Source organism: Butyrivibrio sp. Su6, from assembly GCF_900108105.1.
GTDB lineage: Bacteria > Bacillota > Clostridia > Lachnospirales > Lachnospiraceae > Butyrivibrio.
Genome location: NZ_FNUR01000004.1, coordinates 168,404 through 189,674, shown reverse-complemented (window position 1 = coordinate 189,674; position 21,271 = coordinate 168,404). Strand labels below are relative to the sequence as shown.

General features: G+C 40.1%; 23 protein-coding genes. 22 read left to right on the top strand and 1 reads right to left on the bottom strand.

Annotated elements, in window-relative coordinates; translation table 11 throughout:
• Positions 1-3: 3 nt before the first annotated feature.
• From C4S54_RS06795 to C4S54_RS06690, 21 genes are all read left to right on the top strand, one after another.
• On the top strand, positions 4-1,140 hold the full coding sequence (locus C4S54_RS06795; protein ID WP_242973756.1) for an aldo/keto reductase: 1,137 nt from the start codon (positions 4-6) through the stop codon (positions 1,138-1,140).
• A complete protein-coding gene (locus tag C4S54_RS06790) occupies positions 1,133-1,471 on the top strand; it encodes an alpha/beta fold hydrolase (RefSeq protein ID WP_200821048.1) in 339 nt (112 codons plus the stop codon). Before C4S54_RS06795 ends, C4S54_RS06790 begins: the two co-directional genes overlap by 8 nt.
• A 108-nt stretch (positions 1,472-1,579) precedes the next feature.
• Positions 1,580-2,518: a RhuM family protein gene (rhuM, locus tag C4S54_RS06785; protein WP_103868846.1), complete on the top strand. Its 939-nt coding sequence runs from the start codon at positions 1,580-1,582 to the stop codon at positions 2,516-2,518.
• 71 nt (positions 2,519-2,589) lie between these two features.
• A complete protein-coding gene (locus tag C4S54_RS06780; RefSeq protein WP_103868845.1) occupies positions 2,590-3,168 on the top strand; it encodes a TetR/AcrR family transcriptional regulator in 579 nt (192 codons plus the stop codon).
• Between the two features lie 188 nt (positions 3,169-3,356).
• The gene (locus C4S54_RS06775; protein ID WP_103868844.1) at positions 3,357-4,376 is read left to right on the top strand and encodes an NAD-dependent epimerase/dehydratase family protein; all 1,020 of its coding nucleotides are present in this window, start codon (positions 3,357-3,359) and stop codon (positions 4,374-4,376) included.
• Between the two features lie 36 nt (positions 4,377-4,412).
• Positions 4,413-4,769, top strand: coding sequence for a dihydropteridine reductase (locus tag C4S54_RS06770; protein WP_103868843.1), 357 nt, complete (start codon positions 4,413-4,415; stop codon positions 4,767-4,769).
• The gene (locus C4S54_RS06765) at positions 4,769-6,304 is read left to right on the top strand and encodes a hypothetical protein (RefSeq protein WP_103868842.1); all 1,536 of its coding nucleotides are present in this window, start codon (positions 4,769-4,771) and stop codon (positions 6,302-6,304) included. The genes C4S54_RS06770 and C4S54_RS06765 overlap by 1 nt, the downstream gene beginning before the upstream one ends.
• 34 nt (positions 6,305-6,338) lie before the next feature.
• Positions 6,339-7,157 (top strand): SDR family NAD(P)-dependent oxidoreductase, encoded by an 819-nt coding sequence (locus C4S54_RS06760; RefSeq protein WP_103868841.1) that lies wholly within the window; start codon positions 6,339-6,341, stop codon positions 7,155-7,157.
• 43 nt (positions 7,158-7,200) lie between these two features.
• Complete coding sequence (locus C4S54_RS06755) at positions 7,201-7,647, top strand: hypothetical protein (protein WP_330405604.1); 447 nt, start codon at positions 7,201-7,203, stop codon at positions 7,645-7,647.
• Between the two features lie 310 nt (positions 7,648-7,957).
• Positions 7,958-9,001 (top strand): ATP-binding protein, encoded by a 1,044-nt coding sequence (locus C4S54_RS06750; protein ID WP_278308905.1) that lies wholly within the window; start codon positions 7,958-7,960, stop codon positions 8,999-9,001.
• A gap of 625 nt (positions 9,002-9,626) precedes the next feature.
• Positions 9,627-10,616, top strand: coding sequence for a ribosome small subunit-dependent GTPase A (gene rsgA / locus C4S54_RS06745; protein ID WP_160110713.1), 990 nt, complete (start codon positions 9,627-9,629; stop codon positions 10,614-10,616).
• A 132-nt stretch (positions 10,617-10,748) separates the two neighbouring features.
• Positions 10,749-11,669 carry an ABC transporter ATP-binding protein gene (locus tag C4S54_RS06740; protein WP_103868840.1) on the top strand — a complete coding sequence of 307 codons (921 nt, stop codon included), beginning with the start codon at positions 10,749-10,751 and terminating at the stop codon, positions 11,667-11,669.
• Positions 11,662-12,582 carry an ABC transporter permease gene (locus C4S54_RS06735; RefSeq protein WP_103868839.1) on the top strand — a complete coding sequence of 307 codons (921 nt, stop codon included), beginning with the start codon at positions 11,662-11,664 and terminating at the stop codon, positions 12,580-12,582. The genes C4S54_RS06740 and C4S54_RS06735 overlap by 8 nt, the downstream gene beginning before the upstream one ends.
• Positions 12,583-12,594: 12 nt before the next feature.
• Entirely contained in the window at positions 12,595-13,029 is a 435-nt protein-coding gene (locus tag C4S54_RS06730; RefSeq protein ID WP_242973754.1) for a LytTR family DNA-binding domain-containing protein, read from the top strand.
• Positions 13,026-13,463 (top strand): DUF3021 family protein, encoded by a 438-nt coding sequence (locus C4S54_RS06725; protein ID WP_103868838.1) that lies wholly within the window; start codon positions 13,026-13,028, stop codon positions 13,461-13,463. Before C4S54_RS06730 ends, C4S54_RS06725 begins: the two co-directional genes overlap by 4 nt.
• Before the next feature lie 331 nt (positions 13,464-13,794).
• Positions 13,795-14,421 (top strand): flavodoxin family protein, encoded by a 627-nt coding sequence (locus C4S54_RS06715; RefSeq protein ID WP_103868836.1) that lies wholly within the window; start codon positions 13,795-13,797, stop codon positions 14,419-14,421.
• A 121-nt stretch (positions 14,422-14,542) separates the two neighbouring features.
• The gene (locus C4S54_RS06710; protein ID WP_330405603.1) at positions 14,543-15,823 is read left to right on the top strand and encodes an aconitase X; all 1,281 of its coding nucleotides are present in this window, start codon (positions 14,543-14,545) and stop codon (positions 15,821-15,823) included.
• Positions 15,824-15,825: 2 nt separating this feature from the next.
• Positions 15,826-16,269 carry an aconitase X swivel domain-containing protein gene (locus C4S54_RS06705; protein WP_103868835.1) on the top strand — a complete coding sequence of 148 codons (444 nt, stop codon included), beginning with the start codon at positions 15,826-15,828 and terminating at the stop codon, positions 16,267-16,269.
• A gap of 25 nt (positions 16,270-16,294) precedes the next feature.
• Positions 16,295-16,858, top strand: coding sequence for a hypothetical protein (locus C4S54_RS06700; RefSeq protein ID WP_103868834.1), 564 nt, complete (start codon positions 16,295-16,297; stop codon positions 16,856-16,858).
• Between the two features lie 9 nt (positions 16,859-16,867).
• Positions 16,868-18,502: an L-aspartate oxidase gene (locus C4S54_RS06695; protein ID WP_103868833.1), complete on the top strand. Its 1,635-nt coding sequence runs from the start codon at positions 16,868-16,870 to the stop codon at positions 18,500-18,502.
• Complete coding sequence (locus C4S54_RS06690) at positions 18,492-19,199, top strand: succinate dehydrogenase/fumarate reductase iron-sulfur subunit (protein WP_103868832.1); 708 nt, start codon at positions 18,492-18,494, stop codon at positions 19,197-19,199. Before C4S54_RS06695 ends, C4S54_RS06690 begins: the two co-directional genes overlap by 11 nt.
• A 301-nt stretch (positions 19,200-19,500) precedes the next feature.
• Here C4S54_RS06690 and C4S54_RS06685 read toward each other — a convergent pair whose 3' ends face one another.
• Complete coding sequence (locus tag C4S54_RS06685; protein ID WP_103868831.1) at positions 19,501-20,526, bottom strand: sugar phosphate isomerase/epimerase family protein; 1,026 nt, start codon at positions 20,524-20,526, stop codon at positions 19,501-19,503.
• Positions 20,527-20,703: 177 nt separating this feature from the next.
• On the opposite strand from C4S54_RS06685, the gene C4S54_RS06680 reads away from it, so the two are divergent.
• Positions 20,704-21,198, top strand: a complete 495-nt coding sequence (locus tag C4S54_RS06680; RefSeq protein ID WP_160110712.1) for a TetR/AcrR family transcriptional regulator — start codon at positions 20,704-20,706, stop codon at positions 21,196-21,198.
• Positions 21,199-21,271: the final 73 nt, after the last annotated feature.

Sequence of the window (21,271 nt, the reverse complement as noted above, 5' to 3'; positions counted from 1 at the left end):
TCAATGATGGATTTTAAACCAAAGAAGAAGCTTGGATTTGGGCTAATGCGAATGCCTTTGCTGAATCCTTCAGATGAAGCATCTGTGGATGTAGAGCAGGTTTGCAAAATGGTGGATATGTTTTTGGAAAGAGGCTTTACCTATTTTGACACTGCCTGGATGTACCATGATTTTAACAGTGAAAATGTGGTAAAGGCTGCTTTAGTGGATAGATATCCAAGGAACAGCTTTACCCTTGCCACCAAATTACATGGCGAGTATATAAAGACCAAAGAGGACAGAAATAGGATTTTTAATGAGCAACTCAGAAAGACTGGAGCAAGTTTTTTTGACTATTACCTTATCCATGGAATAGATGAAGAACTACTGGAAATATATGAAAAGTTGGATTGTTTTAACTGGCTTCTTGAAAAAAAGAGGGCTGGACTTGTAAAGCATGCTGGATTCTCTTTTCATGATACTCCTGAGCTATTAGATGAGATTCTGACAAAACATCCTGAGATGGAGTTTGTACAGTTGATGATCAATTACCTGGATTGGAATAGTGAGTGGGTTCAGTCACGGGCGTGTTATGAAGTAGCTGTGAAACATGGAAAACCTGTAACTGTAATGGAACCGGTAAGGGGAGGGACCCTTGCTAATCTACCGCAGGATATAGAAATGCTCTTTAAGGAAAAAGATCCTGCGATGTCAATTCCAAGCTGGGCTATACGATTTGTTGCAAGTCTGGACAATGTAATGGTTGTCCTTTCCGGAATGAGCAGTATAGCGCAGATGGAGGATAATACCTCTTACATGGAGAATTTTAAAGCTCTTTCAGAGGATGAAAAGAAGTTGTGTTTAAAAGCCGGAGAAAAGCTAATAAGTAAGCTTGCCATTCCCTGTACCGGTTGTTCCTACTGCACTTCGGGTTGCCCTATGAAAATTTCAATTCCGAAATATTTCAAGATGTACAACGAAAATACCTTTGATGACCTTGAAGAAAAGGAATGGTCAGTGAAATATGAAGACTATCCGCAACTTTTAGAGAATGGAGGAAAGGCTGCAGATTGCATAGCCTGTGGTCAGTGTGAGGGCGTTTGTCCTCAGCATATAACTATCATTGAAAATCTCAAAATGATAGCAAGACATATTGAGTAGTGAGAGAGATAACGTTTTTTGCAACTTAGACATGATGAAGCATGCAGATGTATCCGACGAGGATTTGAAAGCTAAAAGCACAATTCATCTTCCCGAAGGCGAAGTCCTCTCATGGGACTATCTTGTGTGGGTAAGAAATCATCCTATAGTATGGAATGTACCTACTTATATTTTGTATGGTGAGAAAGATCACTTCCAATCATTAGAAACAATGGAGACATTTGCAGAAGCAATAGGTGCTGATTTATCAGTAATGCCTAATGGAGAGCACTGGTTCCATACAGACGAACAAACAGAATTCAGGAAAAAGTGGCTTAAAAAATATATGTAATATTACATTGTTAAAGATGTTCAACCACGCGTTAAATGCGAAATGCCAATATATATGCGATGATTATTCATGATAGTATTTGACGTTTACAAAGGATAAACAAAAATTATGAATAAAGAAAACGAAATTGTTCTTTTTGAAACTAAAGATAGGGCTATTAAGTTACCAGTTGCCCTAGAAAATGAAATGGTATGGCTTACTGCAAATCAGATGGCTCAGTTGTTCGACAGAGATGAGAAGACCATTCGTAAGCATATAAATAATGTTTTTTCTGAAGGGGAAATCGATAAAGATAACAACACGCAAAAAATGCGTGTTGATGGTGTTAAACAAAGAGTACCAATTTATACCTTGGATGTTATTATTTCTGTAGGATACCGTGTAAAATCCCAAAGAGGCGTTGAGTTTAGGCAGTGGGCTAATTCAGTATTAAAGCAGTACATTGTAAAGGGCTATGCAATAAATGAAAAGAGACTTAAAGCTCTTGAAAAAACAGTTAGTATCCAAACAAGGATGCTGGCAGATGCTCTTGATGTAGAAGAGAAGGACGTGCTAAAAGCAGTTAATATGTATACTGAAGCACTTTCTTTGCTTGATGACTATGATCATCAGTCACTTAAACGCCCCAAAGGTAGTAAACCAACCTATGTAATAACTTATAAAAGATGTTGCGAAATTGTAGATGCCATGAAAACTCAATTTCAGACTGATGTTTTTGGAGTAGAGAAAGAACACGGAAAAGTTGAAGGGATACTTGCTTCAATATACCAGAGCGCTTTTGGTGAAGATGCGTATCCATCATTAGAGGAAAAAGCTGCAAATCTTTTGTATTTCCTTGTGAAAGATCATCCATATAATGATGGATGCAAGCGCATTGCAGCATCATTGTTTTTGGACTTTCTTAGTGGGAATGATATTTTGCTGAAGGATGGAACAAAGAGAATCAGTGATGGAGAGCTTGTTGCGATAACACTTATGATAGCAGAGTCTAAACCAGAAGAAAAAGAGATTATGGTATCTCTTGTAATGAATTTTTTGACATTGTAAGTTATATCGGAAGAAAACTTTACTAACAAAGCTTCTCGGAAACAGAGATGTGGAGATTGTTATAGAAAAATATGAATAAGAATGAGAGCAAATATTTTAAATCAGCAGAGAAGATGCATAATGCGTTGATAACACTCCTTGATAGTAAGGACTTTGAGTATATTACCATTAAGGAAATATGTGAGACTGCAGGAGTAAACAGATCAACATTCTATCTTCACTATGATAATGTAAATGATCTTCTGCAGGAAACTGTGGAAGCCATATATAAAGATTTCTTTGGCCGCTTCGGCGCCGAGGGTGCTGAAAGCATTGATATAGATGATAAAGACGATGAGAAACTGTTTCTTGTTACCCCGGGATATCTGATGCCATATCTGAATTTTGTAGAAGAGAACAGGAAACTCTTTTACCTGATGTATGAAAAGAATGAGATGATGGGCGCCGAAAAAATCTATGAGACATGGTTTAAGAACATATTTGGGCCCATACTTACAAGGTTCGGAGTTCCGGAAAATGAGCAGCCGTTTATAATGGTCTTTTATCTTAAGGGTATTATCGGAGTTATCACTGAGTGGGTACGAGGGGGATGTGCCGAGTCCAAAGACGAGATCATAAGCGTTATACAGAAGTGTATCATCAAGCCATAACGCAGTAAAAACACTATATCGAATTTACAAATCAACACTTTTTACAAAACGTGTCGGGACCTGTACTCCTGAAATCAACACATTTTGCAAAAAGTGTTGTTCTTTTTGTGTGCTCATTTCCCTATAATGACTTCAAGCTCAAAACAGAGAGCAAGAAAACAAATTGAAAATAAGAGAGGAAAAGATAAATGAGCAAAACAAATAAGATGTATCTGGTAACAGGAGCAGCAGGATTTCTTGGAAGCACAGTCTGCAGAAAGCTTGTTGATAGAAACGAAAAAGTAAGGGCATTTGTCCTTGAAGGCGATAAGTCAGCCGCATATCTTCCGGAAGAAGTTGAAATAGCATATGGCGATCTTTGTAACAAAGATGACCTGGAAAGATTCTTTGAGACACCTGAAGATACGGAAGTAATTGTGCTTCACATAGCGAGCATCGTAACAGTAAATCCTGATTACAGTCAGAAAGTCATGGATGTAAATGTCGGTGGAACAGAAAACATCATAGAGATGTGCAAAAAGCACAAAGTATCAAAGCTTGTCTATTGCTCATCAACAGGAGCAATACCTGAGGAAGAGAAGGGAAGCATAAGAGAATGTGAGGGTTCGATCCCGCTTGACCCTGAGAGAATCAAAGGCTGTTACTCATTGTCAAAGGCTATGGCAACAAACGTGGTGCTCAAAGCTGCAAAGGAAGGCCTTAACGCCTGTGTGGTACACCCGTCAGGAATCCTCGGACCTGAGGACTTTGCAATGGGTGAGACCACAAAGACTTTAGTTGATATCATCAATGGAGAGATGCCCGCAGGAATCGATGGAAGCTTTAATCTGTGTGATGTAAGGGATCTGGCTGACGGACTCATTGGGGCAGCTGATAAGGGCAAAAGCGGAGAGTGCTACATTCTTGGGAATGAGCCTGTCAGCTTTAAGGATTTTACAAAGCTTGTTTCAGAGGAGAGCGGATGTAAACAAATGAAGTTCTTTTTACCGATATCAGCAGCAAACTTCATTGCAAAGATACTTGAGAAAAAAGCAAAAAAGACAGGAGAAAAGCCGCTTATGACAACTTTCTCCGTTTATAATCTTGCAAGAAACAACCGATTTGATTCAAGTAAAGCAAGTAAGGAACTTGGTTATACTACAAGATCATACAGAGAGACCATACGTGACGAGATCAGATGGCTCAAAGAAACAGGAAAGATCGCATAAAAAGGACATTCAAGAGAAAAGAAGGAGAAGAATACGATGAACGATTTAGATAAGGTTTATGCAGAAAGTGTTGCAAAGGATTACATGCCAAAGGAAACAAATAAGGTAAGGCAGCTTAAAAAGCTTGATGAAAGAGCAAAGCTTCCGGCATTTATAACAGCCATGACGCTTGGAATTATTGGGACTTTGATCTTTGGAACAGGGATGTGCTTTGGGCTGGGCGTCTTTGGAACAGGAGTAATTTTCATGGTCATTGGGGTGCTTGTTGGAATAGTAGGTGCTGCAATCTGCATCATTAACTATCCTTTATACAAGAAACTGCTGAAAAAGGGCAAGGAAAAATATGCCTTTGAAATTCTGGAACTTGCTAAAGAGATAACAGGAGAAGCATAATGACTGAAAATAAGAATGTAGAAACAATACTTAAGAATGGTGACAAGGCTTTGTCTGGAATGCCTTATTTATACAGATCCAAGGGCCTTCCAAGTGAGGTTTATGATGTCAGGATGAGGGAAGGCATAAATGGTGAACTTCTGAAACTGGCGATAGCAGACACTGTCATCAGATACCCTTACTTTGGCGTCAGATTCATAGAAAAAGATGGAGATTTCTATGCGGTAAGGAATGAAATGAAGCTTGAGGCACATCACAAAGATGGATTTATCCCACTGGGCGGACATAGTAACAACTATCATCTCATGGGAGTTACATATTGGGAAAAGAGCCTTAAACTCTCTTTTCATCACGGACTTACAGATGGAAGAGGTGCAAAGACATTTCTCGAGACATTGCTCAGATTCTACAGTGATTATAAAAATGCTGACATGGGTGAATATGAGCAGATAAGAGAAGAACACCACTTGCTGGCATCTGAACTATCGGTAGCCGAACTTACTGATCCGTGTGAAAAGAAATACGAGCTAAATGGAAAAAGCATGAAGATTGAAGGCCTGTCCGACAAGGGATATAAGCTTCCTGAAACAAAGAATAAAGATGATCATAGGCGTTATGAGATCAGTTTTTCACAGAAGCAGTTTATGGATGCCTGCAAGAGTATCGGCGCATCTCCGATCACATATCTGAGCATACTGATGAGCAGAGGGATAAAAGAGATTTCTTTAGACTGTGATAAGACTATAGTAAGTAATTTCCCTATGGACGCAAGACATATATTAGGTTGTGATGACACCTTCAAAAACTGTGTTAAGAGTATGACTCTGCCTTACGGAAGAGAAGAGGAGAACCTTTCAGACAGTGAAATAGCTGCGAAATATAAAAGGCTTCTCAATGCCCAGAAAGAGCATGATCACTGTGCAAAAGAATTTAATAATATCAATATGCTTCTAAGTGTCATAGGACATTTTCATTCATTTGCAGGAAGACAGAAACTCCTTGGATTCATGGAAAATCTTGCGCTGGACACTTATCTTATAAGTTACATAGGTCAGTTTGATATGCCGGGTGTACTTGTGGATGAGGTACACCTGTATTCAAACTGTTCAAGCGGTCTTGTGCTCAATATGACATGTCAGAGTGGGAAATTTATCATTGATCTGACACAGGATTTTTCGACTGACAAATATGTAAATGCACTTAGGAAGCAGTTTGAAAAGGCAGGAATAGATCTGGTAGTATCTGATGAGATCATATTTGAAACGCCATTTGATGAACTCTCAGAAATCATAACATCACCGGCAGACACTGGGGAACAGGTAAGAGACTGGCTTGATAAGTTTGTTGCTGCTGCAAAGGCCTCATCGCAGGCTGCAAAGGAACGTGCAGAAGCGGCCAGAAATATGAGCCCTCAGATTACTGCGCTATATTATGATGCTGCATCAGGCACAATGAAGAGCTTTGATCCAACTAAGAATACTCAGGAAGAGATGCAGAAACTAGTGGAAAATGCCCCCGCATTGTTTATTTCGTAAATATTCAATAAAATAAATTCAGGAGGATATATGAATGAGCGATGTATGCGTAGTAACAGGTGGTGGCAGTGGTATGGGGCTTTCAGCAGCTCTTCAGATGCCAAAGGATAAGATAATAATCGTATCAGGAAGGACTATCTCAAAGCTTGAAAAGGCTGTGGAACAGCTAAAAGAAGGTGGACATGAAGCATATGCCTGCACATGTGATACGTCAGACCGGGAAAGCGTAAAAAAGCTGGTGGTGTTTGCGGCTTCAAAAGGAACTGTCAGAAATGTTATCAATGCAGCGGGAATGTCGCCGAACATGGCAAAGCCTGAACCACTTCTCAGAGTTAATGCGCTTGGTACAGTTTATATCAATCAGGAGTTTTCAAAAGTGATGCCAAGGGGCAGCGTTATAGTGGATATCTCTTCAAATTCTGCATATGCATTACCGAAGATCCTCCTAAATAAAAAGACCTTTGCCCTTGCTGAAACAGATGAAGCAAAATTCATAGCAAAGTGTATCAAAACAAGTAACCTTGCCAAAACGGATTATCAGAAGTCAGGCTTTGCTTATGCTCTTTCCAAGAGCTTCGTTGTCTGGTATGCACAGAAGTGTGCTTTTGATTATGGGCAGAAAGGAATCCGTGTGTGCTCTCTAAGTCCAGGACTTATTGCGACTGACATGGGCAAACTTGAAGAAAAGGAAGGTGCCAGCATGCTTGAATATGCAGCAGAAAAAAGGATGGGCACTCCGGATGAGCTTGGATTTGCAATTGCGACTGTAGCAGATGAAAGGAACGGATATCTTGCTGGTGTAGATGTGCTTGTTGATGGAGGCAGCACAAACGGAAAGAGCTTTAGAAAATAATAACAAAGATAGAAAAGCGTTATCATAACGGAAAATAATTCTCTTGAGTGAAAGAATTATTAAAAATAAGAAAGGAAAACATAAGTGGCGTGTAGCTTTTAGCGTAAATCCGGCTGATAGCTGCACGCCTCTTTTGTGTGGTGAAAAGGAAATGAATGAAAATGAAAGCAGCTATTATACTGATTTTGCTATCAAGGCATTCAGGATATATCTCTGTATGATGGTATTTGCCTGCGTAAATAAGGCATGCTTCATCTTTTTGCAGGCAATGTGCAAAGCCCTTGAATCAACGATCCTTTCCATGGTCAGAGAGATTGTATTTGGCGTTGGATTTGCGCTCCTGCTTCCTCTTAAGTTTGGACTGGACGGGGGCCTTTATTCCATGCCATTGTCAGAGATCCTTACATTTTTGATAGCAGTATTTTTAATCTGCCAGACATATAAAGAGCTCAGCGTAGATGGCTCAAAGTCGAAGGAGGCATCTGTATGAACAAGGTAATAACAATAAGCAGGGAATTTTGAAGTGGAGGAATATATAAAAGAGCGTGGTGAATATATGAATTTATAATTTAGTGCTTATGCGAGCAAACTCCCAACGCACTAATTACAAATCCATATGCACTGTTCATTACTGCATGACATTCCGTTTTGGAATATCACGATATTCGTTTTATTCATTAGCGAAGAATTCGTCAAGTAAATATAATGAGGATATGGGGATTTTTACGAATCATGACAAGGGAGTTATGGAAAAGATCAGTGAGATGGTACAGAGGATATGATGGGATGATAAGGCTAATATCGTCCGGATCAAGCTGAACTTAAAGAAGTTCGAGAAACTGTTGGATGCAGACAAGCTTTATGACTACATAGAGCAACAGTATGCCAGCGATAAAACAAATTATCTTTTTATTGACGAAATACAGCTATGTGAAGGCTTTGAACGTGTGATCAATAGCATTTATGAAGAAGAAATCTATGATATTTACCTTACCGGGTCAAATGCATTCCTTTTATCAAGTGATTTGGCTACGTTGTTTGGTGGAAGAGTTTATGAGATAAGCTTATATCCATTTTCATTTAAAGAGTATCTTATGTATTATCCATCAAATGATATAGATGAAGCCTTTGATTCTTATGTAAAGAAAGGTGGAATGGCTGGTTCATATCTTTATAAAACGGAGGAAGATGCCAGACAATATGTTAATGGTATCTATAGGACCACTATTACAAAGGATGTCGTTAGAAAATTCAAGATAGAAAACGAAGATCTTTTGATAATGATTGGGAACTACCTTATGGATAACGTTGGTAACCAGACTTCGATAAGAAATGTGGCATCCAAACTAACTTCTGGCACCTATAGAACTAATGATAAGACCGTAGGGGCATATATGAATTACTTTTGCCGGTCATTCCTTTTTTATCCAATCCAGCGTTATGACATAAAGGGGAAAAGATATTTAGAATCAGATAAGAAGTACTACCTGTCCGATTTGGCTTTCCGCTTTTCTGAGATCGGAACAAAAAATGCTGATTATGGGCATCTCTATGAAAATATTGTTGCAATAGAACTTCTCAGACGCGGATACGAAGTATACGTGGGAAAATTATATGAAAAAGAAGTGGATTTTGTCGCAATCAAAGAAGGCGAAAAGGTCTACATTCAGGTATCTGATGATATATCCAGAGAGGATACTTTTAAGCGAGAAGTTTCATCGCTTTTAGGGATTAAGGATGCTTATCCAAAGTTGCTGATAGCCAGGACAAAACATGATGAAAGCCAGCATGAAGGAATAAGGATTATCGATATTGCCAGATGGCTTTCTGATTCGCAAAAATAATAAAAGTTCAAATTTGCGAAATAAATCAAATTGCTGATTGCCGATTATATCATAAGATAACGTAGGATTATGCATAAATGGAATGAACGAAATTCTGCCCATATCAAGGAATTTGCGAATGGTGGCAGTTGATTTATTGTGTGGTATTCTGCCTATATCAAAGGGATAGGGAATAGAGGCAGTTAATTTTACAGCAGTTGTCCTGCCTATATTGTAAAAGAGCGTTAGGGAGGCAGAAAGATATGGCTAAAATTCAATGCCTATATTTATGAAAAGTAAAATATAGGCAGTAACCAGACATTTAAAAGCACTGCCTCTATTTAAGAAAAATATAATATAGGCAGAACCGGACATCTAAAAAGTGTTGAAATCGTAACATGTTGTTGATATACTGAATCTGTTGTAAAAAATATTAAGGAAAGCGAGGTATTCGTGATGAGTGTAAAGAGAATAGAAATTGTAACAGAATATAGTATGAAGACCTCGGTTTGCGATAGATAAATAATTGATCCTTTGGCCGTGGCTTATTAGTCACGGCTTCTTTTTTTCTAAATGCCATTGTCATGGCGATGATCTCAACCTTAGTCTCCATACTGATAACAAAGAAAAAAATATGGAGAAAAAAATGAATAATACAGAAAACAATTTATGTAAAGGCAGAGTTTCTGCGATATACAAGAACAGTTATGTAATAAGGTTTGAAGGAAAAGATATTTCTGCCAGACTAAAAGGAACATTTCAAGAGAAGGCACCTGAGTTTTTCCCTGTTGTGGGTGATTACGTCTCTTTTGTAAATAATCCAATTGGAGATTCTTTGATTGTAGCGGTTGAAGATAGAACAAGCTTTTTGCAGAGGCCTGATCAGGCTAAAACAGGAGTCATGCAGTACATGGTGGCAAACGTGGATTACACGTTGATAGTCACCTCTCTAAATGAGGACTACAGTTACAACAGAATCGCCAGATATGTGAGCGTTGTTCTCCAGGGTAACTCTATTCCAGTGGTGGTTTTGACAAAATCAGATCTGTGCAGCAACTACGGCAGATATGTTCGTGAAGTGGAGAGCATCTCTGATAAAGTCAGAGTTCATGCTATTTCGGCTTTATATGGAATAGGAGTTGATGAATTATATGAATACATGAGGCCGGGCGTGACATTGTGCCTTATGGGATCCTCCGGAGCAGGCAAGTCGACGCTTTTAAATGCCTTTGCCGGTGAAGAAATAATGAAAACCTCGGAAGTGCGAGAATCAGACTCCACAGGAAGACATACCACAACATACAGGCAGCTGATTGAGCTTGAAAATGGCGTATCAATAATAGATACACCTGGCATGAGAGAGCTTGGAATGGCTAACACAGAGCTTGGAATAGATAATACATTTTCAGATATCCTTGCATTGGAGCAATGCTGTAAGTTCAGTGATTGCAAGCATGATACCGAACCGGGATGCGCTGTGAAGGCAGCAATAGAAAGCGGCGAGCTTTCAGCAGAGCGATACATCCTCTATAAGTCATTGAGCGCGGAAAATACCAATAATTACGCTAAGAAAAAAGAGATCTCAAAGTGGGCTAAGGCTGCTAAAAAGCTGAAAAGAGATAATTATAGATTTTGAAATAAGAATTAGCCATTTTGCATTTCACCTCTCAAAAAATGCAAGTCACCGCCAATTTGTTTTTTTCTTGCCTCAAATAAGTTAATATCTGTTTCAGATACAGGAAAACAGGTAACAAGAAAGAGGTCAGATATGAAAAAAGCAATTGAAGTTAGTAATTTGGTCAAACAATACGGCAATGCGACAGCAGTAAACAACATCTCTTTTGAAGTTGAGCAGGGCTCTCTTTTTGCATTCCTTGGAGAAAACGGAGCCGGCAAGTCCACAACCATAAATATGTTAAGTACGATCCTTCCTAAGACCTCAGGCCAGGCCAGGTTAATGGGGTATGAACTTGGAAAAGAAGATGATGCCATCAGAAAGTCTATTGGGATAGTTTTTCAGAATTCAGTACTGGATGGGAACCTGACAGTTAAGCAGAATCTCCTTACAAGAGGCGCATATTACGGGTATGGAAAAAAAGAGATAATGGAGAGGCTTTCGCTCTTTTGGGACGAATTTAATCTGGAAGAAATCTGGAATAAGCGTTACGAGAATCTTTCCGGCGGACAGAGAAGGCGAATAGATATAGCAAGGGCTCTGATACACAAGCCGAACGTTCTTTTTCTGGATGAGCCCACCACGGGACTTGATCCCATGTCCCGCAGGATGGTGTGGGACTACATCAATCACTTAAGGAAAAACGAGAACCTGACTATATTCCTGACAACGCATTACATGGAAGAAACCGCAGAAGCTGACAACGTGGTGATCATGGACAAGGGTAACATAATTGCCGAAGGCTCACCTGCTGAATTAAAGAGCAGGTATACCGGCAAAAAACTCATTTGGTATACAGCACAGAACGATGAAAATACAAAGATAATCGAAACCTCCAGTGCTCCAAGCTTTAGCTATGAGGCTGATCACTACAATATTCTGATGGATGAAGGAATCATGGAATTTATCTGGAAAAATAAAGATTCTGTCAGGGATTTTGAAGTAATCAAAGGAACAATGGACGACGTCTTTTTAACACTTACAGGAAAGGAAATGGTGGAGTGCAATGGCTAAAATAAGAGGTCTTTTAGGTCTTACAAAAAGAAACATACTGGTATATATGAATAATAAGGGATCAATTTTTTTCTCAATGCTAACACCACTTATTATTCTTATTCTTTATCTATTGTTTTTAAAGAGCACCTTTTTGTCATCGCTTGAGCACGCTGCAACGGGCCTTGAGAAGCTGATATTAGCAAAGGACATGGACCAGTTTGTAAATGGTACATTACTTACAGGTATCATCAGCACTGCACTGATCACCATTCCCTACAATGCCCTTGAAACCATAGTCAGGGACAGGGAAGACAGAGTGTATTTTGATATGATATCAACCCCTGTAAAAAGAGCTGAGATCATCCTTTCATATTTCCTGGCAGCGGTAGTTTCAGCCTTTTTTCAGACCTTAGTGGTTCTGTTTTGCGGAATTGGAGTGCTTCTTTTGAACGGAACCATGTATTTTGAAATTTCAGATATTATAGGTCTTGTTGGAGTGATTTTCCTTGGCACTCTCTCATCGACAGCAATCTTTACTCTTATAATGATGTTTTTTAAGAAAATGGGCACCTGCAGTGCATTTATGGGAATCATTTCTGCAGTGTCGGGTTTTATAGTTGGCGCGTACCTTCCACTATCTGAATTCAGCAAGACAATACAAAACGTATGTAACCTCATCCCAGCTACAGGAATCACTGTACTTATCAGAAATTTCCTGACTGGTGGAGTTTTAAATCATATGGATGAGAGCCTAGGAGGAGTAGACGGCGGCGCATTTCTTCATGCCATGAGAGAGCATTTTTCTTTTAACACACAGGTTGGTTCTTTAACTTGGTCATTGAATCAGACCTGCATATATATAATAATAGTTACAGTGGCATTTATTGCAGCTACAAGAATCATCTATCCAAGAGTTTATAATAAAAGGTAAAGGGGAAAAGCCTTGAAGGTAACGTTTAATAAGATTCCGCAGGGTGAAAGTGAATACGCAGTTGTAAATGCATATGGGCGCACAACTGCTATAGATACTGCGATTGGGCTGCTTGAAAACGGGGAGCAGATCATTATGGGCTATAAGGAAGGCGAGAACATTCCATGCCCGATTTCCAAAATCTATTACATAGAGACAGTAGATGATAAGTGCTTTGCCTATACTAAGGATGACTGCATTGAGCTGCGAAGCCGTCTCTACGAGGTAGAAAAGGCTCTGGATTTCAGGTTCTTTAGGTGTTCTAAGTCCATGCTTTGCAATATCAGAAAGATAAAGAGTGTAAAAGCGGAGACCAATGCCAGGATGAGAGCAGTTCTTTTGAATGGAGAGGTTATTCTTATTACCAGAAGCTATGTAAAAGAGATGAAGAAGAGGTTGGGACTATGAAAAAACTAAAGATAGTAATGGAACAAACAATGCTGGTCAGCTTCCTGGTATTGTGCGCTGTCAGTCTTATCGGATTATTGGTAATGAGGAAAAATGAGTGGTCTTTTGACTGGTATACTCCGGGATCAATCCTTGTTGCCAGCTTTTTATGCAGTCTGGTAACAGTGTTGCTTCTTTATAATGATAAATACGATAAAGAGTTGTCTGCACTAAAGCATAACCTGGTGACGCTTCTGCATTTTTTTCTGATGTACATTATCATCATTACTTTTGGGCATCTTTGTAACTGGTACAAAACTAAAAATGGCTTTGTTCAGATAACTGTGATCTTCGTGGCTGTCTATGCTGCAGCATGGGTAGGCACTGGCATCATGTTCAGACATGATGAGAAGCTTATCTCAGATGCCCTTGAAAGTGTGAGGGATAAGGAGTAATGATTGTAATAATTATTTTTTTAGCTATTTGCATGTTCTTTTATGTTTTTTTCAAAATGTCACCTCTGATACTGGCTATTGTGTTAGGATTATCAATATTTGGCGGGTATCAGGGCATACGTAAGCTACAGAATGGGATAAAAACGGTGGATTATCCAGACCCTGACTTAAAAAATGGAAGAAAGAAGATTATCGTTGCAATTCTGATGCTGATTGTTTCAGTTATAGCCTGCGTTTTTTCTGTACGAGGACTAGCATTTTTTATCTGCTAAGCCAATAGGTCACGTAGACAGATGGAAAGACAAAAATGAAATAGGAAGGAGTATTCAACATGGCGAAAGTTCTTTTACTTAATGGCAGTCCAAAGGCAAATGGCTGCACAGCTACTGCTCTTAACGAGATGATCTCGATATTCAATAAGGAAGGAATAGAGACGGAGATCATTCACGTAGGCAATAAAGATATCCGTGGCTGCGTTTCCTGCGGGTATTGCGAGAAAAATGGAAAGTGTGTTGTTAACGATCTTGTAAATGAAGTTGCAGGGAAGTTCGAAGAGGCAGATGGACTTGTTGTAGGAAGCCCTGTTTACTACGGCTCCCCAAATGGTACAATCCTTTCTTTTATGGATAGGCTTTTTTACAGTACTTCTTTTTCAAAGCAGATGAAGGTCGGTGCGGCTGTCGTAAGCTGCAGAAGAGGCGGCAATACTGCAAGTTTCGATGTTCTGAACAAGTACTTTACCATAAGCGGAATGCCGGTGGCTTCAAGCACATACTGGAATCAGGTGCATGGATTTGATGCCGAAGATGTTAAAAAAGATCTTGAGGGACTTCAGACAATGAGAAATCTTGCAAGGAATATGTCTTTCATGATAAAGGCTTTTTCCGATGCAAAAGAAAAATATGGCCTTCCGGTAGTGGAAAGAGACGCATTCACAAGTTTTCCTGATGGAAAATGATTCATGGAAGTACATTCCAACAAGATAATTGCTAAAAATGTTCCTGATGCTGTAAACTAAATACAGAACTAAATAACGATATAAGCTTTTTGTTTTTGCAATTAGAATGGTGGGGGATTGTATGATGAGGCTTACAAGCGAGCAACAGGAAATCTACGACGGCAAAAAGGGTGAAACTTACGCCAAAATCATGGAGACTCTGGTAAGATACGGAGAGCTCTTTGGGGCGGAGGAAATGGTTGAAGTTACAGGTAAATATGGGCATCTTGTAACTAGTTTTGGTCTTCAGGTAATTAATCCTGTCTACAAATTAATGGATGAACTTATTGGTGCAGGGGTTATTTCCAAGCAGCAATTCACGATGGATCCAAGACCTCTTGATAGGAACGTTCCATCGAATGTTATCCAGGATCTTGTATTTTATAAATTCATGTATTCCGAGCAAAAGAGATATGAAAAACAGCTGTCTAAACTTGGGCTTAAAAGTAAGGACAGTTTTTCGTGTGCCTGCTACTTTGATGAGCAGGGCAACAGGCCAAAGAAAGGCGATATTCTTAGCTGGGCTGAGTCCTCGGCAGTTGTATATGCCAATTCTGTTTTGGGAGCAAGATGCAACAGAAATTCCGGAATCATAGAGCTTTTTGGATCAATTCTTGGATGTGTTCCAAAGTTTGGGCTTCTTACAGACGAAGGCAGAAAGGCCACCTGGAAGGTGGAAGTTAAGACAACTAAGCTTCCGCCCGCGCAGGTTCTGGGTTCTGCCATAGGCATGAAAGTTATGGAAGATGTGCCATATGTCTACGGGCTATCAGATTTTCTGGGAAAAGAACTTACTCCAGAGGTTTGCGATTATTTAAAAAACTTCGGGGCTGCTACAGCGTCTAATGGCGCAGTAGGTCTTTATCATATCGACAAGCTTACTCCTGAAGCCGTTGAGCTGGGAGAGAGCCTTATAGCAGATAATGCCAGGACTTATGTAATAGACGATGCAGAAATCCAAAGAGTAATAGATAGTTATCCGATCATTTGGAAGAACAAAGATGCAAAGCCTAAAATGTGCTTCATTGGATGTCCTCATCTTTCAAAATCTGAGCTTATAGGCTGGATTCACGACATATATGAGGGAGTAAAAGAAAGTGGAAAAAAGACTACAACGATTCCCACCGTTCTTACTGCTGCACCCGGAGTGTTGGATGCAATCAGGGGAAGCAAAGAAGAGAGCATGGCAGAGGAAATCCATCTGACACTTAGTTATATTTGTCCTTTGATGTATTGTGATAATCCGCTTGTTCACTCTGTTCCAATAATCACCAATTCCAATAAACTGAGGACTTACACCTCATGCAGATTCTATGAAGACAAAAAGATCTTACAAATGATCACTGGGAGGGGGAGGATGTAATCATGAAAGAGTTTAAGGGTAGAGTAGTGATACCGGGACAATGCAGTGCAACAGCGCTTGTTTCTCATGGCGGTTTTAATACACTTGCAAGTTATCAGACAAGTTTTCTTACAGGAGACAAAAAGGCAACTTGTTCAGATCAGAACAATCCTGACATATACAAAAAACCTATGGCGGGGGTAGCACTCTGTCTTCCCCAGACCATCGGTTCAACCACTGGTGGCATGATCTTATTTACAGCTGCTGATTACGGAAGGCAGCCCGCCTGCATGCTTTTTGCAAACCCAATTGATTCTATTGGCGCTGCGGGAGTTCTTTTGGCAGATATCTGGACAGAGGCTAAAATGCCAACTATCGATAGCCTTGGCGAAGAATTCCTATCATATGTGAAGACCGGCATGACTGTTAATGTAAAGGATGGCGGCATTGTTGAAGTAGATGATTGATAATACTTTTGATAGAGGTCAAAAAATGATACTGAAAAAAATTAATGCAGTTTTGGGGCTATTGTCGTCCTTCGCCTTGGTGGTGCATATGTTATACAACTGTTTTTCTTATATCACTTTCTATTATAATCCGACGTTAAAACTTGCCACTGCCATGCCGCTTGTGGTGCTGATGTGCGCCCATGCAATCTGTGGCATGTGCTCTGTTTTTCTGCTTGGTGACGGTACAAGGCTTGACATATATCCACAAAAGAACAGGAGGACCATAATCCAACGTATTTCGGCGGCTTTGATTTTTCCGCTTCTTATCGTTCATCTAAAGACTTTCGAAGCTTTGAAAAGTTGCGCGGAAAGCGGTATCTGGATTGGCTTTGCAATGCTGCTTGTACTGCAACTTCTTTTTTACGTGGTTATCACAGTGCACACGTCTATCTCTTTATCCAAGGCATGCATCACCCTAGGTTTACTTGTTGATGAAAAGAAAGTCAGACTCGCGGACAGAATTGTCTGGTGCATGATGACTGCTATGTTGCTTATAACTACATTTGCCGTTATAAAAGGGCAGTTGTCAATGTTTTTACATATTTGAGGTTGGTGCATGAAGGAAATACTGATAATTGGAAATGGTATATCGGGAATGATGTGCGCCATACACTGTGCTGAATTGGGTATGATGGTTAAGCTGATTGCCCCTGGACCTTCGGAGCAGTCCCAGTCTGTAATGGCTGCAGGCGGAATAAATGCAGTTACCGAAAGACATGAGGAGGGCGACAGCGTGCAGTGCCATGTTGAGGATACCCTTAAGGGCGGCGCTTATCTGGCAGGCAGTCATGCTGTTGAAGGGCTTTGCTCGGATGCAAAAGAGATCATTCATTATCTGGAGCGGATCGGAACGGTGTTCTCTGTAGATGAGAACGACCGTCCGGTGCTTAGGGCCTTTGGCGGACAGACTTACAAGCGGACGCATTACTGCGGTTCTTCTACAGGTAAGCACATTGTCTCGGCCCTGGTCATGGAGGTCCGCAGGTTCGAAGCTGCAGGACTTATAACCCGAATCATGAGGCACCACTTTTACTCAGCACTGATACGCGACGGTCGTTGCTACGGCGCCCTTCTTTATGATGAAAATGCAAGAGTGCTTGTGCCAGTATATGCGGACGCCCTTGTAATGGCGACCGGTGGGCAGAACAGCCTTTTTGGCAAGACCACTGGTTCAAACCGATGTGACGGATACGCAGTGGGAAAGCTTTTTTTGCAAGGAGCAGCCCTAAAGAATCTTGAATTTATCCAATTCCATCCAACCACGCTTGAAACGCCACAAAAGAGAATGCTGATTTCAGAGGCTGTCCGCGGCGAGGGTGGAAGGCTCTTTTACAAAGATGGTGATCGAAAGGTCTTTTTCATGGAGGATAAGTACGGCCCCGGTGGGAATCTAATGACCCGCGATCTCATCGCTAGAGAAATCATAGCTACTGGCAGGGATGTGTTCCTGGATATCTCATTTATTGACAAGAAGCTGATCGATTCAAGGCTTCCAGAGGTCCGTGACATCTGTGCCAAATACAGGGGAATAGATATTTCAAAAGAGCCGATTCCTGTGGCACCCTCTGTTCATTATTTTATGGGTGGGCTGGCTGTGCACAAGGACCATTCAACGAATATCCAGGGACTATATGCTGTGGGCGAATGCGCATCCATATATCATGGCGCCAACAGACTTGGGGGCAATTCGTTACTGTCGGCTATGTACAGTGGAAAGATTGCGGCAGAGAGTATTTTGGGAGAAAACGCCTTGGTTGAGCGCGCGAATTTTGATAGCTATATTCAGGCAGAGCAGGAATGCTTTAAAAAGATGCTTGAATCCGATAGCCCATTTGCTGCAATGCACATCCGTGATTTACTAGCGGACACCATGCGAGAACACATGAGCATTGTCCGTTCTGCGGATTCTCTATCTAAGGGCATGGAGGATGTGCGCTATTATCTGTCAGTTGCTGATCGTATACATTATGATTCCAGTGTCTCTGCTTACATCAATTACAGCCTGAAAGGGATACTGACTTTGGCTCTTGCTGCGCTCACCTGTGCCGATGCGCGTAAGGAAAGCCGTGGTGCCCACTATCGAAGCGACTATCCTACGGCCACCGAAGAGTACAGGGCTGCTACGATCATTTCTTATAATGAAGGAAACATGTTGGTAACCTTTGACAGGGAGAATACTTATGAAGATTAGAATTTTACGGCAAAAAGCCCCTGATTCTGAGCCCTACTGGGAGTCTTTTGACTACGAAGGAACCAAGGAAATATCTATTGCCGGAGTACTGGACAAGCTTAATTTCGGCGACGACATCAGAAATGACCGTTGTGAAAAAACAGATCGCATTGGATGGGAGAGTTCCTGCTTGCAGGGCATGTGCGGTGCTTGCGCCATGGTGATAAATGAGACTCCGGCTCTTGCCTGCGAAACTTTCCTCAAAAATCTCAAAGGCGATGAAGTGGTACTTCGCCCCTTAAGGAAATTCCCCGTGGTTCACGACCTGATAGTGGACAGAAGCGTGATTCACGAAACACTAAAGAGCACCAACGTGTATATTGGTGAATACAATCCCAAAGAAAAAGAAGACCACGAGCATCAATATGCTGTGGCAAACTGTTTAAAGTGCGGACTTTGCCTGGAAATCTGTCCAAATTATACAAATGGGAAATCTTTTTATGGCGCTTTTTATGCCAATGACTGCTATCTGGTAAAGGCTCGCAACAGGGAAAAAGCTAAGGATATCACCAGCTCTTACGCTGAACATTTTGCAAACAGCTGCTCAAAGGCCCTTTCCTGTATGGACGTATGCCCCATGCACATACCGACGTTGTCCTCCATTGCGAAGATGAACCGAAAAGAAGCAGATTTGAAGGTGCTCTTAAGAAAAAAATAAAATAATTTTTGCCACAAATTTTTTTCACTCGTATAAATAATCAGAAATCAAAAATAACTGATGCATTTGAGGTGGCGAAGGCTTCACCAAAGAATAGCTAAAAGTTATGAGCGGAATTATAAAAGTTACAGCAAAGATGCTTACAGTTCATCAACGCCAGGGACTTTTAACCAACGATTTCTTATGAGGGATAGAGCAGTTTACGTAGCGTAAGCTTTACGAAAGACGAGCTCACAAGATTGAGATATTCCAGTAATGATGGCTTTTGCTTCATCTAAACTTAGGAGAATCTCAACCACGTTTAAAAATATTTATTCATGAATTCGGAACTCACTTCGATACTCTTTACCGGATCATTGTCAATCCAGTTCATGTGAGTTTCCAAAATAACTGCCATAACACCATTTTCCTTTATGACTTCAGAAAGGCCCTTAAGATTCATATTGCCTTTTCCAAGCTCTGTGGCCTTTTCTTTAAGGATGGGTGTCATATATGGTCCTTTTTGAGCGTTTCCTCTGTCATTAATATGCCAGTACTTAAGACGTGAGCCAAGCTTTTCTATTATTGGATAGACGTCAGCGCCTCCGTCAGTCATCCAATATGTGTCCAGCTCAAAATTCACATATTCATCGTCAGTGTTTTCTATAATCACATCATAAGCTGTCTTATCCGTTGAAACCTTCTGCAATTCACAGTTGTGATTATGATATAAAAGCTTTACGCCGTGTTCTTTCAGAGCTTTTCCTGCAGTATTTAACCGCTCTGCCAGACTCTCAACCTCGTTTATATCGCTATAATCAAATCTGTACATTCCTGTTATAACAACTACGTCTGTGCCATAGCTTTTTGCAAGATTCGCAACTTTCTCAGGATCTGCTTCTATTGCACCGAGATTTGAATGCATACTGCTTACCTTGAGCCCGCTCTCATAAATAAGCGTATGCCAATCCTGATTACAGCTGTTTCCTATGTCCATTCCACCAATTTTTGTCAAAAGCTTTACTATAAAAGGAGATTTTTCTATCATGAAATCATTTATCTCTATATAATCATATCCGGCAGCTTTAACATGTTTCAAAGCGTCAAGCGTAGTGTCGTAATTATCTGATACTGTACCGAGCATAATCTGCTGCACGCCTTTTTTTACAGTATTGTCCTGAGTATTAAGCTGTGTACTGAAATAATCAGCTATTTCTTTTCTTGTAACTTCATAAGGTCCTGCTGTGGCATTTATATATATAGTTCTTATCAAAAAGGCAATAATCATGCACAACACGGCAATTAAGACGGTGAATATCAGTGGCTTTTTTTCCTTTAACTTTCTCATTTTAGATACTTATATTTCCTTTCGGTTTATTTTTGCTTATAATATAATCATCATGTGTTGATTTCAACCGACAAATATTTGACTTCTGTTGATTTCAGAAAAGGAGTATCAATGACAGCCTCCGGAGAGACCAAGATTTTACATACAAAAGAGCGTATAAGAAATTCCCTTATACAAATGCTTGAAAATATCACTATAGAAAAGATAACTATAAAGGAATTATGTATGACAGCCGGCATAAACAGGACAACTTTTTATAAATATTATGGCAGTCAATATGACGTTTTAAACGAAATTGCTTCAATATATATATCTAAAACAACCGCTCTGGTTATGGAGAATTTAGCCGAGGATCGGAAAATAGCTGATGATTTGGTAAATGCACTTCAGTTCATAAAAGACAATGCGGATTTTTTTATCTTATTTCTGGGAAAAGATAACTTAAATCCTATATCAGATAAAAGCTCATTACTACCGGATTTTAATAAATTTGTGCTGGCATCCATGCGTAATTCATCTATCACAGAATATGAAAAAAAATATCTGTCCTCCTTTGTTTTACACGGAAGTGTCAAAATGATAAGTGACTGGATATCTGACGGATGCAGCCTTAGCTGTCAGAAAATGTGCAGTTTAATATTAAATGCATCCGGAAGAGTAATCGGAATATGAATTGCATTCTATGAATTCAAAGATTTTTGCTTTCAGAGTGGAATTGTATGCTTTTCTTATGTCAAAACGCAAT